The organism is Pseudarthrobacter niigatensis (assembly GCF_030812615.1).
Lineage (GTDB): Bacteria > Actinomycetota > Actinomycetes > Actinomycetales > Micrococcaceae > Arthrobacter > Arthrobacter niigatensis.
This window is the reverse complement of sequence record NZ_JAUSTB010000021.1, coordinates 16,374-28,213: the sequence shown is the minus strand read 5'-3', so window position 1 is coordinate 28,213 and position 11,840 is coordinate 16,374. Positions and strand designations below refer to the sequence as shown.

The 11,840-nt window shown below is 67.8% G+C and carries 15 protein-coding genes; 4 read left to right on the top strand and 11 right to left on the bottom strand.

Annotated features, from left to right (window positions below; genetic code table 11):
- Positions 1-271 precede the first annotated feature (271 nt).
- Together J2T23_RS19255 and J2T23_RS19250 are read left to right on the top strand one after the other, a co-directional pair.
- On the top strand, positions 272-1,501 hold the full coding sequence (locus J2T23_RS19255) for a YihY/virulence factor BrkB family protein (RefSeq protein WP_307362675.1): 1,230 nt from the start codon (positions 272-274) through the stop codon (positions 1,499-1,501).
- Positions 1,502-1,885: 384 nt separating this feature from the next.
- Positions 1,886-2,143 (top strand): hypothetical protein, encoded by a 258-nt coding sequence (locus tag J2T23_RS19250; RefSeq protein WP_307362673.1) that lies wholly within the window; start codon positions 1,886-1,888, stop codon positions 2,141-2,143.
- Between the two features lie 34 nt (positions 2,144-2,177).
- Here the strand turns inward: J2T23_RS19250 and J2T23_RS19245 are convergent, their stop codons facing one another.
- From J2T23_RS19245 to J2T23_RS19225, 5 genes are read right to left on the bottom strand one after another with little or no spacing between them, the layout of a single operon-like run.
- Positions 2,178-2,969 carry a glycosyltransferase family 2 protein gene (locus tag J2T23_RS19245; RefSeq protein WP_307362670.1) on the bottom strand — a complete coding sequence of 264 codons (792 nt, stop codon included), beginning with the start codon at positions 2,967-2,969 and terminating at the stop codon, positions 2,178-2,180.
- Positions 2,966-4,342, bottom strand: coding sequence for a bifunctional PIG-L family deacetylase/class I SAM-dependent methyltransferase (locus J2T23_RS19240; RefSeq protein WP_307362667.1), 1,377 nt, complete (start codon positions 4,340-4,342; stop codon positions 2,966-2,968). Before J2T23_RS19240 ends, J2T23_RS19245 begins: the two co-directional genes overlap by 4 nt.
- Positions 4,336-5,424: an acyl-CoA dehydrogenase family protein gene (locus tag J2T23_RS19235; RefSeq protein ID WP_370871471.1), complete on the bottom strand. Its 1,089-nt coding sequence runs from the start codon at positions 5,422-5,424 to the stop codon at positions 4,336-4,338. The genes J2T23_RS19240 and J2T23_RS19235 overlap by 7 nt, the downstream gene beginning before the upstream one ends.
- Before the next feature lie 50 nt (positions 5,425-5,474).
- Positions 5,475-6,167: an O-methyltransferase gene (locus tag J2T23_RS19230; RefSeq protein WP_307362665.1), complete on the bottom strand. Its 693-nt coding sequence runs from the start codon at positions 6,165-6,167 to the stop codon at positions 5,475-5,477.
- Positions 6,168-6,227: 60 nt separating this feature from the next.
- Positions 6,228-6,551, bottom strand: coding sequence for a thiamine-binding protein (locus tag J2T23_RS19225; RefSeq protein WP_141158394.1), 324 nt, complete (start codon positions 6,549-6,551; stop codon positions 6,228-6,230).
- Between the two features lie 123 nt (positions 6,552-6,674).
- Here J2T23_RS19225 and J2T23_RS19220 point away from each other — a divergent pair, with 123 nt between their 5' ends.
- Together J2T23_RS19220 and J2T23_RS19215 are read left to right on the top strand one after the other, a co-directional pair.
- Positions 6,675-7,322 carry a TetR/AcrR family transcriptional regulator gene (locus J2T23_RS19220; protein WP_141183144.1) on the top strand — a complete coding sequence of 216 codons (648 nt, stop codon included), beginning with the start codon at positions 6,675-6,677 and terminating at the stop codon, positions 7,320-7,322.
- 244 nt (positions 7,323-7,566) lie between these two features.
- Positions 7,567-7,791, top strand: coding sequence for a hypothetical protein (locus tag J2T23_RS19215; protein WP_141158396.1), 225 nt, complete (start codon positions 7,567-7,569; stop codon positions 7,789-7,791).
- A 31-nt stretch (positions 7,792-7,822) separates the two neighbouring features.
- On the opposite strand, the gene J2T23_RS19210 is transcribed toward J2T23_RS19215, so the two are convergent.
- The 6 genes from J2T23_RS19210 to J2T23_RS19185 form a co-directional block, all read right to left on the bottom strand.
- Complete coding sequence (locus J2T23_RS19210; RefSeq protein WP_307362659.1) at positions 7,823-8,290, bottom strand: hypothetical protein; 468 nt, start codon at positions 8,288-8,290, stop codon at positions 7,823-7,825.
- Positions 8,291-8,373: 83 nt separating this feature from the next.
- On the bottom strand, positions 8,374-8,511 hold the full coding sequence (locus J2T23_RS19205) for a hypothetical protein (RefSeq protein ID WP_307362656.1): 138 nt from the start codon (positions 8,509-8,511) through the stop codon (positions 8,374-8,376).
- A 236-nt stretch (positions 8,512-8,747) separates the two neighbouring features.
- Complete coding sequence (locus J2T23_RS19200; RefSeq protein ID WP_307362654.1) at positions 8,748-9,059, bottom strand: AzlD domain-containing protein; 312 nt, start codon at positions 9,057-9,059, stop codon at positions 8,748-8,750.
- Complete coding sequence (locus J2T23_RS19195) at positions 9,056-9,856, bottom strand: AzlC family ABC transporter permease (RefSeq protein ID WP_307362651.1); 801 nt, start codon at positions 9,854-9,856, stop codon at positions 9,056-9,058. Before J2T23_RS19195 ends, J2T23_RS19200 begins: the two co-directional genes overlap by 4 nt.
- Positions 9,853-10,383 carry a DoxX family protein gene (locus J2T23_RS19190; protein WP_503128808.1) on the bottom strand — a complete coding sequence of 177 codons (531 nt, stop codon included), beginning with the start codon at positions 10,381-10,383 and terminating at the stop codon, positions 9,853-9,855. Before J2T23_RS19190 ends, J2T23_RS19195 begins: the two co-directional genes overlap by 4 nt.
- A 65-nt stretch (positions 10,384-10,448) precedes the next feature.
- Positions 10,449-11,840, bottom strand: a complete 1,392-nt coding sequence (locus J2T23_RS19185; RefSeq protein ID WP_307362648.1) for a CoA transferase — start codon at positions 11,838-11,840, stop codon at positions 10,449-10,451.

Below are 11,840 nucleotides of genomic sequence, written 5' to 3'. Positions count from 1 at the left end.
CCGCCAAAACCATGGCCCAGGACCTCAAGGAACCCGCCCAGGAAGCCATGGACAACGTCAAAGCCACCGCCACCGACGCCGCCCACAACGTCAAAGCCGAAGGCCAAAACGCCGCGACCGACGTCAAAGACCGCGCCACGGACGCCAAAGACAACATCCAAAACACCTAGCCGCCCCCGCGGCACTGTAAGGCAACAGTTTGATCGGCAGGCCGGCACCGCGATCCGCGGGCCGGCCTGACCGCTTGGCCCCCTGATTGAGAGGACACCCCATGGCCACTCACGACACATCCGAGACCAGTACCGCCAAGGCGGGCCAGGCTCCGGCCCCCGATGACTCGAGGAAACCCGCCAGCCCCAGGGACCTGGATAAACCATCCTGGAAATACATCGCCAGGAAGACGCTCCGGGAATTCAGCAAGGACCAGTGCCCCGACCTCGCAGCGGCCCTGACGTATTACGCGGTTCTCTCGCTGTTCCCGGCCCTGCTGGCACTGGTATCGCTCCTTGGCCTGTTTGGGGACCCGCAGAAGACCACCAATGCACTGCTGGAAATCGTGCGCGGCTTCGCTCCGGCGGAAACCGTGAATACCATCAGCGGGCCGGTTTCGGAACTGACCAGCGCCCCGGCGGCCGGATTCACCCTTGTTATTGGCCTCGTCACCGCGCTGTGGTCCGCCTCCGGTTATGTCGGAGCCTTTGGCCGGGCCATGAACAGGGTCTACGAGGTGGATGAGGGCCGCGCTTTCGTGAAGCTCCGTGGAACCATGCTCGGCGTCACGCTCCTGGCTGTGGTCATCGTGGCCATGCTGGCCGGCATGCTGGTCCTCAGCGGCCCGGTTTCCGAGGCAGTGGGCGGCCTGATCGGCCTCAGCGGGCCGTTCCTCATGGTCTGGAACATCGCCAAGTGGCCGGTGATGATCGCCCTGATCATCGCCATCATTGCCGTGCTGTATTACGCCACTCCCAACGTCAAGCAGCCGAAATTCCGGTGGATGAGCATGGGGTCCGGGATTGCCCTGGTGGTCTTCCTGATCGCCTCACTGGGATTCGGTTTCTACGTGGGGAACTTCGGCAACTACAACAAGACATACGGGGCGTTGGGCAGTGTCATCATCATGCTGCTGTGGCTCTGGATCCTGAACATGTCGCTTCTTTTCGGCGCCGAGTTTGACGCGGAAGTGGAACGCGGCCGCGAACTGCAGGCCGGGATCAAGGCCGAGGAAACCATCCAGCTGCCGCCGCGGGACACGAAGAAGAGCGAGAAGCTGCAGAAGCAGGTCGAAGAAGACATCAAACATGGCCGTGACCTCCGGGAAAGGTACGCCGCGGAGAGTGGCCGGGAGGGCTCCGGCGAGGACCGGGACGGGCAGCCTGCCGGCAACGGCCGGGACGCGGTCCGGCCAGGTGAGCGGCACCGCGACAGGGTCCGCGACAAGGTGCAGCACCGTGCCGAAAGCGGGGAGTCCGACGACGGAATCCGGCGGGGCGGGAGCGCTTAAGCAGGCAGGCGCAACCGCGGCGCAGAGGGACTAGGCAGGACCTTCGGGATGGAGGAAAATTCATCCTAGAGGTCCTGTTTGGTTTTCCCGGGCGGCAGCACACCCGGGGCAATACGGGGTCGGCGGTGAGATGGCCTCTTCTGAGACCGAGGCCAGTCCCCCCAGTCGCCGTCGGCCCCCTCAGGCCCGCCCGTGCACCCCGCTCTCGGCGACGCCGCGCCACTGTACACGGGCCCCTCCCCACAGGCCCAACCGGTCCGGAACCAACTGGACAAGCACGCGGAACTGCAATACTTTCGTGAATACCTCGCCGGGATTCCCCGGAAGACCGGCAAGGCCGCTGAAGCAGTCGGCGGGATTACTGTCAACCATTTGTGAGCGGACATGCCTGCTATCCATTTTGAACAGTTTCTTGCCGAAGCAGTCGTTGCGGACAGGGAGCCCGGACTGGGTCTCCGACGCGACGAGCTATACGGTCTTTACACAAGCTGGTGCCTCCTGCATCAAGCGGAACTCCAGCCGCCGGCAGCCCTTTGGGACGCCCTCCATAACGCCGGCATCAACCCGGACAGCAACAACCTTTCCATGACAGGACCGGCCGCCGCTGACTACATCGTTGCCAGCGCCCCGGACCTGGTCTGACAGGGATACCACCCCCGCCGTCAGCGCGTTGCCGCTAAGGCCGGGCGAGTGCCAGGAGATAAGCGGCGAACCCCTGCGGTGCCCGTCCCGCAGTCCGTCCTGACGTGAGGACCCGGGTGGTGTCCGTGGCGACGATGCGTGCGCCGCTGCGCCGAAGCCGGGCCACCAGGGCCTGGTCTTCATCGAAATCGACGCCGGGAAAGCCGCCGGCCGCAAGGTAGGACGACGCCCGGACCCCCAGGTTGGCACCGTAGACATGGGGGTGGTTCTCGGTGCTGGCGTGCCGGGCGTGCCAGCGGGCCAGGAGCTCGTGGTGCATGCCGTGGGGGTCCGGCTGAACAGTGCCCAGGACAACATCGGTGCCTCCGGCGGCCAGTTCCAATTGCCGCAGCAGCCAGTGCCCGGGAACACAGGAATCCGCATCTGTGTTGGCCAGCCAGATTCCCCGCATTGGATCTGCCGGCGCACCGGACTGCGCAGGACCGCCGGCGTTCTCCAACGCCGCCCGCACACCGGCCTGCCGGCTCTTACCCACGCTCCCGAAGTTCGCAGAAAGCAGCACGCACCGCGGATCGCCCGCAGCTGCGTCGGCGGCCACCGCCGGGGACCGGTCCGTGCAACCATCCAGGACAACGACCACCTGCACGGCAACATCCGGCACTTCCGACTCGACCCGGTCGGCCGCGTGCCTGACGGCGGTGAGAGCCCGTTCCAGGTGCTGCTCCTCGTTGTGGGCCGGAATGACCACTGCCACGTGCCGGATGCCGTGGTTTGCCTGGCCACCCGGCGTCATTTGATCACCGTTGCCCTGGGCAGTCCTGGTCATCCCGGCTCCCGGTCCGGAGCCACCAGGACTTCCAGCACAAAGTCGCGCTCCTGGTACAGCCCGGAAGTCCGCCAACCAAGCCGCTGCCGGGCCAGGGTGTGGACGGTGTCCCCGTCGAGCTCCCACCCTTCGATGGGATGCCGCCAGTGGCACAAGAGCAGGGTTCCGCCAGGTTCCAGGGATGCCTCCACCCTGTCCCACAGCCGGGCCAGCTCGGCAGGGGCCAGGTAGTAGCCCACTTCCGAGACCACCACCAGGTCGTACGTTCCTCCGGGCCAGGATCCAGGCAGCACGCGTTGTTCGACCCGGACCCCCGGCGTGCCCGCCAGCAGGTCTTCGGCGCGGCGCACGGCGGTTCCGCTGGCGTCCACCGCCAACAGGTTGTTGCAGCGGGCAGCCAGCTCGGCCGTCAGGGTTCCGATGGAGCAGCCCACTTCCAGCCCGCGTTCATAGCCTTCCTCGGGGAGGGCGGCCAAGGTGAGGGCCCGTTTGCGCCGCTCGTACCAACTCCTGCCGTAGTTCCAGGGATCCTTGGAATGGTCGTGGACGCCGTCGAATACCGCCTCTGCGTCCGCGCTGGAATGCAACGGGCCGGGTGAACCGGGCGCCGGGGTCCAGGCGAAGACTTCATAGCCTCGCCCGAAGTGCTCCAGGAAAGCGGCGCTGAGCAGGGTTTCGTCCCCGGGGCGGGGCGAAAGCGGCTGCACCTGGGTTGCGTGCTCCTCCATGGCGCGCTTTTTGGCCCGCCGGGCGCGTTCATCGAGATGGAAGCGGACCCACTGCTGCCGGTCCAGGTCGCCCGGCGTTGCCCAGTGCCAAAACCAGATTGGATATTCCAGGAGGGCGTGGCCGTCGCGGCGGGCAACCTCTGCCGCTGCCGCCCCCAGCGCGTCGTGGTCACCGTGGCCGTCGGCCCGGTACGGAGCAACGATGGCCAGCTGGTCCGGGCGGCCGGGGAGCCGCCGAACGGCGTCCCGGATCGCGCCGGCAACCGCTTCCGCGTGGCCGGCCAGTCCCCGGTCCGGCAGACCGATGAACGTCAAGCGGTCCGCCAGGCCAAGGGCGTCCAGGGCCGCGGAAAATTCGGCAAGCCGGACGGCAGCCAGCTGCTCGGGGGTGGTGCTGGGTGAGTCCGGATGTGACCCCTCCCCCGCCGTGCAGAGCACGACTTCCACCCCGGCTCCCAGGGCCGCCAACGTGGCCATCAGCCCACCGGCACCAAGAGTTTCGTCGTCCGGATGCGCGGCCAGGACAACGAACCGCATGCCCGACAATTCGGCCGGATCGAGCGGCAGCTCAGGGGCCACAGCCAGGCCGCTCCGGGTCCAGGCTGCTTCACTGGTGCCATCGTCCGTGTGCGAAAAGGTCACCACGGGCAGTCCCCCTTGAGCGCGAGCCGGCCCAGCTGGGCATCATCCCGCGCACCGTGATGCTGCCGGACGTAGAGGGCCAGGTCCGCCATCCTCTTGGCGTACTTTTCGTCAAAGGCGAGCGGCCCGGGCCCGCGGTTGGAGCCCACCAGGTGAAGGACACGTTCGACGGCGGCGGCAACAGTCCCCCGGACACGCTGGGCCTCGCTCCAGGTGCTTTGGTTCCCGTCAGCACCGAGCGATCTGTCATCAATGCGGGCTGCGGTGCGGGCAAGGTACTGGAGGGCGGCTGCGATGGTCCGGTCCACCTCACCCAAAGCCGCGAGCGCCAGCTGGTCCGGTTCCCGTCCGGCTCCGGCACCGGCGAGCAGCCCGTCCCGGAAGTCCCGCGCAACCCCCACGGCGCCGCCCAGCCAGCAGGCGGCGACGCCCATCCCGCCCCAGGCGAAACCGGGCCGGCTGTGGTACCAGCCGGTACCTCCCACAGGTGTTGCCGGGACCTGGTCGAAGTGCACGCTTCCGCTGGGTATCTCCCGGAGCCCGCGTGCGATCCAGGCCGGTTCCTCGCATTGCACCCCCGGGTGGCGAAGGCTGACAGCGAAAGCCGCCCTGCCGCCGTCGTCCGTATGGGCAGTGACGATGGCGCAGTCCAGCCTGCCGGCAAGTGAACACCAGGGCTTGGTCCCGTTGAGGACCACCCCGGTGCCTGCGGGGCGCGCCTCGAGCCTGGCATTGGGCGCCTCTGCGGCGAAGACGCCCCAGGATGCGTCGGCGGCACCTGCAGGCATGGGATGGTCCACCGGGGAAGAATTGGCGGCCTGGGCGAGGATGGCGACGGCGTCGAGGTGCGGCTCGAACACCCTTGCGGCCGCCACATCGACGGCGGCCACGGAGGCGAGGAGCTCCCACAACACCATGGTGCGCCCCTCACCAGGCCGTGGCCAGGTGTGCCCGGCGTCCACGGCAAGGTCCAGCAGGGCGGGCACGTCACCGGCAGTACCGCCGGCTGAGTCAAGGATTGGAAACCACGGGGAGAGCCCGGCGGGAGTGGAGCCCAGGAGCACAGGAGTAGTTGTCGCTGGCAAGTACGTCCTCCATGAAAGGTGTCCGGTGGCACCGGACGCATCTCAACAGCTTACTTACTATTTTTCGGCAGGATGCGCGCCAGGGCGAATCCGTCCCAGCCCTTGGAGCCCACCGTCTGGATTACCGTGGCGTCCAGCCGCGGGTGGTCGCCCAGCAGCTTGAGGGCGTCGATGATTCCAGGCGCGTTGACGGGGTCGAGCTCCGGGTCCAGGACGGCGCCCTCCCAGATGGTGTTGTCCAGGACCACTGCCGCTCCGGGCCTGCCAAGCCGGACAGCCCAGTCCAGGTAGCGGCTGTTGTTTTCCTTGTCCGCGTCGATGAAGATGAAATCGAACGGCTCCCGCTCCTCTTCCTCGAGGGCAGCCAGGGTTTCCAGCGCAGGGCCCAGCCGGATTTCCACCCGCTCCCCCAGGCCGGCCGCATCAATATTGGCCCAGGCCACCTCCGCATGCTGGGGCAGGTATTCGCAGGTAACCAGTGTGCCGTTGTGTGAAAGTCCCCTGCCCATCCAGATGGTGCTGTAGCCCGCGAGGGTCCCAATCTCCAGGATGCGCCGCGCACCCGAGAGCTGGACCAGGAGCTTGAGGAGCTTTCCTGCGTTCGGCGCCACCTCGATGGGGGGCATCCCGGCCTCCGCGGCGGCGCGGATGGCCTGCTGGACGGCACCGTCCGGATGCACCACGGTGTCGGACAGGAACTCCTCGGTGGCAACCCATTCCGGCCGTGGTTTGTGCTCGAACATTGCCACAGTTTGGCACGCGGCGCCCCGGCGGTCCAGACAATCCGGCCCCTCAAAGGACGCTTAGGGCTCCTGCGCCAGTGCGGTCTCCAGGCGGTCAACCTTCGCTGTCAGTTCGCCGCTGTACCCGGGCCTGATGTCCGCCTTGATCACCAGTGAAACGCGGCTGCCGTACCGGCCCACGGCTTCGGTGGCGCGCTTGACCACGTCGAACACTTCGTCCCACTCGCCTTCGATGGTGGTGAACATGGAATCCGTCTGATTGGGCAGCCCGGACTCGCGGACGATCTTCACTGCGGCAGCAACGGCGTCGTGCACTGACGCGTCGTTGGGCCTGGAGCCCTCGGTGGGAACGCCTGACGGAGCAACAGAAAATGCAAGCAACATGCTCACCAGTCTCCCACGTGCCCGCGGGCAGCCGCAGGGCCGGGCGCCGGCCGGCTGCGTCACATAAGCGGCTACCCCGAAGTAACCATGGTGGCGGCAGTCTCCGTTGTTACCCTTTTTGGCATGAGCCTCGCAGTCGCCCGAAAGCCCCTCCGCGCAGACGCAGCGCGGAACGTGGACAAGATCATTACTGCGGCGCGCCAGTGCTTCCGCGAGTTCGGCCCGGAGGTACCGCTCCAGACCATCGCAGCCACGGCCGGCGTTGGCCCGGCAACCCTATTCCGAAACTTCGCTGACAAGGAAGAACTGGTACTGGCGGCGCTCAACCGGCAGCTCCGGCTCACCGTGGACCCCGTCATGGACGGCGCCCTCGCCGATATCGATGCTGCCGCAGGCATGTTGCGTGTCCTCGAAGCCCTGATGGCCGCAGCGAGCGACGACGCCAACCTGCTGTGTGCGGTGGCGGGCCGGCGCGAGCTCCTCACCGGGATCACCGGATCGCTGATGGAATCCATGGGAGTGCTTCTGGTCCGCGGGCAGGGCCAGGGAAGCCTGCGCCCTGACATTTCCATGACGGACATGTTTCGGCTGCTGGCCATGCTGATCGGTGTGGTGGACACCATGGAACCGGGGTCCGATGCCTGGCGCAGGCCACTTGCGCTGGTGGAGGACGCCATCCGCACAGTCCGGCCATCCCGACCGCTTCCGGTGTTCGTCCCCGTCCCCGCCGCCCCTGGGTTCACCGCCACCACGCCGGGCCAGCCGGGCTGAATAACATGCAGTCAGCCTGCCGGCCAGTCCATGCCGGGCGAGGCCGGCGTACGCAGCTCCGGTGCCGGAATCCCGCTGCCGGGCTGTTCCGCCGAGGGAGTCAGGTCACCAGTCGGGCCCCATTGTTACCTGCAGGTACGTGCAATAAACTCGGAGGTGGGGTTAGGCAGCCAGCCTCGGCACTTCCACGTTGGAGCAACCCCATGCACTTTGCGCCTGCCCCCCAGACGACGGCCGCACTGCCATGAACCACTCAAAGCTTCTCCACTACCTGACGGATCCGCGCGGGCCGGAGGAAGTCCTTCCCGAGCTGACCGCCGGCGAGCTGGTCGAGTTGCTCGACGCGCTGTACCAGAACCTCGATACCCCCGAACCCGAGTTTGGCGCACAGGTCTGGTACGAGATGGGCGTGGAGGAATGCGGCCGCCGGTCCGTCTCCCCTGACGGCGCGGCGCACGGGGTAGCCTAGCTACCCGTTCGTCCCGATTCCCCTAACTGTGTCAGCGCTTCTCCGCACCGGGTTCGCCGGCGGCGCTGTCCCCGGCGTGGGCATCTCCGCCGGCCCGTTGTCCAGCCGGCGGGGTTTCCTGGTGCTGCGACCCTGGGTCTGCGTGGCCGGGCTGCTCCTGCGCGGATGGCCCGTCCGCGTGCCCAGCGCCCAGGTGCCCGTGTTCGGCGTGCCCGTGTCCCTGGTAGCCGTGGCCGGGGTGTTCATGGAACTCGTTGGGAACGTGGTCCTTCGCTTCCATCAGGTGCTGCTGGAGCTTCTCCTCCGCATCCCGCCGACGCCTGGCGGTGTCTCGCAGCTCGCGCGTTGATTCCGAGCCGCGGGGGTCCAAATAGGTGGCCCGCGACTTGGCAGACTGTTCTGCCGGTACCCCCGCGCCTTGTTCGTCCTTGGCGTTCCTGCGGGTATCCTCGGTGCCCTGGCCGCCATGCGGCTCAACAGGCCGTGACTGTTCGCCCATCTCGAATCCTCCTTCGGTGGCCGCCTGGGTGTGGGCTGCCTCTCATCCAGTGCATCACAGATGGCTGCCGGAATGTTGGGCCACTAGGCCTGGGCTGCATCTGCCCGCCTGCGCATTTCCTCCCGCAGCAGGGCCTGAAGGGCCGGAACGGACGACGACGGATCCAGGTCGAGTGCCGCCCGGAGCCGTTGGGAGAGAATTTCCAGTTCCTCTTCCGGCACGTCCGAAAGTCGGGAAAAGCGCCTGAAGAACCGTTTGGCGGGAAGGCCCGCCCGCCGTCGGGCGTTCTTTTGGCGGATTCTGCCCGCCAAGCCGCCCGCAGGGTGCAGCTGATTTTCCATGGGTGCCGTTCAATAAGGAATTCCATGGCCAACTGCATAAGCCGATCCCATAGTACAACTGGCACCCAACCGGGGAAGTGACCCACGTCACCATGCCCCGGAGTGGATTCAACAGATCAGTTCCACCCCAGCATCCTCAGCAGCGCCGCCGTGCCGGCACCGGCGATCACCACCACCAGGAATGGAGCCCGCAGTACCAGGGCGATCGCGGCCGCGGCCAGCGCTCCCAGCCTGGCATCCGCGGCGAGTCCCTGCCCCGACACCACCGCGTTCACCACCGTCAGCGAGGCCAGCAGGCCGATAGTCATTGTTCCCGCGACACGTGAGGTGCGCGGATCCTCAAGGAATTTGGCGGGGACGAAGTAGCCCACCAGTTTCCAGGCGTAGGCGAGCACGCAGGCGATGAGCAGCCAGATCCACAAAGTCATCTGCCCTCCTCCGGGTCCGCAGCTCCCCTGCGGCCGGCTTCCCTGCGGACGCCCCTGCCCCGGAGATGGGCGCCGCCCGGGTGATGGCCGTGGTCGCCGTAGGGTTCGACGTCCGGCTCAAGGCCTTCGTCGCGGCGGCCGTGGCCGAACCAGCCCACCATCACAGCAACGACCGCGGCCACCAGGATGGGCACGCCCGCCGGGACAAAGGGGACGGCAACCACCGTGGCCACTGCACAAACCACCGCGATGGCGATCGGCTCGCGTCCTTTGAGCCGGGGCCAGAGCAGTGCCAGGAAGGCGGCGACGGCGGCCCCGTCAAGGCCCCACTGCTTGGGGTCGCCCAACCCGCTGCCGGCCAGCGCGCCCACGGCCGTGAAGAGGTTCCACAGCAGGTAGACCCCTACGCCTGCGGTCCAGAAGCCGCGGCGCTGTTCGTCCGGGTCCGTCTGGCCCGTGCTGGTGGCCGTGGATTCGTCGATGGTCAGCTGCGCTCCGATGTACTTGCGCCAGCCGGTGGGCCGGAGCAGCGCGTTCAACTGCATGCCGTAGATGCCGTTGCGCATGCCCAGGAGGGTGGCCGCGCTCATCGCCGCAACGCCTGAACCGCCCCCTGCCACCACCCCGATGAACGCGAACTGGGAGCCGCCACTGAAGAGGAGCAGGCTTAGCGCCATGGTCTGCCAGAAGTTGAGCCCGGACGTGACCGCCAGCGCGCCGAACGATACGCCGTAAAGACCGGTGGCAATACTGATGGAGATGCCCACCTTCACCGCCGGCGAAGCCAGCAGCTTCACCCCCGGCTTCCCGGGTTGACCGCGGGCACGGCGGCATTTCGCAGGCTCCAGGCCCACATGATCAGCGGTGCCTGGAGGGGAAGCCGCACGGCATGGATCTTCCGTCGGCGGGGTGTGCCCTGCGGCCCGTACGCCCCCAGGAGGGCATCAACATGCCCGGCCAGGAATGCCGTGAACATGGCGGTGAGGGCAGTGGCCGTGGGCTTCCGGGTGGGTGGGAGCAGGATTCCGACGGCGGCGGCGAGCTCCAGCAGACCGCTCAGGGCGATCCATTCATCCCGGGACAGGACGGCCCAAGGATGCTGGGCTGTGCTGCTGCGGGGTTCGCCCGGCACCGCGTCCTGCCGGCACAGGTACCCGGGAACGACGTCCCGGTAAAAACCTGGGTCCCGGAAATGCTTGCCTGCGCTGGCCAGGAGAAGGGCTCCCATGGCCGCTGCGGACAGATGCCGCAGGGCCGGGCCGTGGATGGATCGGAACGGACCGGACAAGCCCTTAGCAGCGGTGCCGGACCTGGGAAAAGACATGGAACCACTCAACCACAGCCACAGCGCGGCCCGGAAACCGGCGCTAGGGCACAGCGGCGACGGCCTCACGGCTGCGCTGCCCGGCCTTCCAGCCAGGCAGGCTGCGAGCTGCCATATGGTGGCGGCGGTGACTGAAAATCCAGGGGGTGTCCCGCGTCAAGCAGGGGCGGCCCAACGTAGCGCAGCTCCCCATAGCTGCTGGCCACGGACCGGTATTCTGGGGTGCGCAGTCCAGCAGGGCTTTCCGTGCTGGTTGGGTCACTCATGCTGTCGGGGTCTTGCCCACCGGTCAGGGAAAACAGCTCCTCCGCGGTACGCGCCAGCGACAGGTGCGCGGTACCGCCCAACCCGGTCCGGCGGCGGGCGGCCAGGAGGCAGACTGCGGCCGCGGCCACCCCATAGCCGGTGGCGTGGTCCAGCGCCTGGACCGGCAGCGCACCCGGGCGCCAGCCGCCGTCGTCCTCCATGCCGTAAGTGCTGGCGATTCCGCAGGCGGCCTGGACAATACTGTCGAAGCCGCGCAGGCCGCTCCAGGGCCCCGCGCTTCCCCAACTGTCCAAGGTGACCACCACCAGTTCCGGACGGGCTGCCAGCAGCTCCCGCCCGCTGAGGCCAAAACGGTCCAGGGCACCGTGCCGGTAGCCGGTGACCACGGCATCCGCGCCGGCCAGGAGTTGCTGGAGGTTTCCCTGGCTTGCCGCCTGCCCCAGGTCGAGTACGGCACTGCGCTTTCCAAACGCCGTGTCCACGAACTGGTCCTGGATCTCGGGAAAGGCGGGCGGGTCGATCCGCAGGACGTCTGCCCCGAGCGCGGCCAGCAGCCGGGTAGCGACTGGGCCGGCGATGACCCGCGTCAGGTCCAGCACCCGCAGCCCGGCCAGCGGCAGGTCCCTGGCGCCGCGTCCCGTGCCGGAAGCGGCGCCTGCTCCTTCTGCAGCTTCCCGCAGTCCCAAGCCACCAGTGGTGCCGTCCGCATGCTCCACCGCAATCCATGGTCCCGAGCCGGCCGCCCGACCCATTTCGGTTGCGAGCCATTCACTGCGGGTCCGGACGGCCGCGGCTATCCCTCCCTGTTCCTGGATTGCGGCCTCGGCGTCCAGCGCGGCCATGGAGCGGAGTTTCCTGTCCACATCCTCCGCGCCAGTGGCAGCCAGCGCGTGCAGGAGCCGCTGCTCATGGTGGGGGTAGTTGGCGTGAAGCCGGATCCAGCCGTCAGCGGTCTTCCGGAAGCCGGACAGGGGCGCGAAGCCCTGCGGCTTGCGCCCCGCAATCCGGAGGTGCCCGAAGGAATCGAAGGCGGGCGCTGCCAGTTCGGGTGTGGTGCTGAAACGGCCCGGCATCCCTGAGTACAGGTTCAGCGCCTGGGCCGCGGCTTCCACCGACTGCAGCGCCAAGCCTTCGACGTCGAGCTTCCCCGCCCACCACCGGGGCGCGGGGGGCATGCCGCGGGCGCCCAT

Coding starts and splice junctions, on each gene's coding strand:
- J2T23_RS19250 (WP_307362673.1), top strand. CDS start 1,886: ATGCCTGCTATCCATTTTGAACAGTTTCTTGCCGAAGCAGTCGTTGCG.
- J2T23_RS19190 (WP_503128808.1), bottom strand. CDS start 10,383: ATGTCTTTTCCCAGGTCCGGCACCGCTGCTAAGGGCTTGTCCGGTCCG.
- J2T23_RS19210 (WP_307362659.1), bottom strand. CDS start 8,290: ATGGGCGAACAGTCACGGCCTGTTGAGCCGCATGGCGGCCAGGGCACC.
- J2T23_RS19215 (WP_141158396.1), top strand. CDS start 7,567: ATGAACCACTCAAAGCTTCTCCACTACCTGACGGATCCGCGCGGGCCG.
- J2T23_RS19200 (WP_307362654.1), bottom strand. CDS start 9,059: ATGACTTTGTGGATCTGGCTGCTCATCGCCTGCGTGCTCGCCTACGCC.
- J2T23_RS19245 (WP_307362670.1), bottom strand. CDS start 2,969: ATGACCAGGACTGCCCAGGGCAACGGTGATCAAATGACGCCGGGTGGC.
- J2T23_RS19255 (WP_307362675.1), top strand. CDS start 272: ATGGCCACTCACGACACATCCGAGACCAGTACCGCCAAGGCGGGCCAG.
- J2T23_RS19225 (WP_141158394.1), bottom strand. CDS start 6,551: ATGTTGCTTGCATTTTCTGTTGCTCCGTCAGGCGTTCCCACCGAGGGC.
- J2T23_RS19220 (WP_141183144.1), top strand. CDS start 6,675: ATGAGCCTCGCAGTCGCCCGAAAGCCCCTCCGCGCAGACGCAGCGCGG.
- J2T23_RS19230 (WP_307362665.1), bottom strand. CDS start 6,167: ATGTTCGAGCACAAACCACGGCCGGAATGGGTTGCCACCGAGGAGTTC.
- J2T23_RS19185 (WP_307362648.1), bottom strand. CDS start 11,840: ATGGGCGCCCGCGGCATGCCCCCCGCGCCCCGGTGGTGGGCGGGGAAG.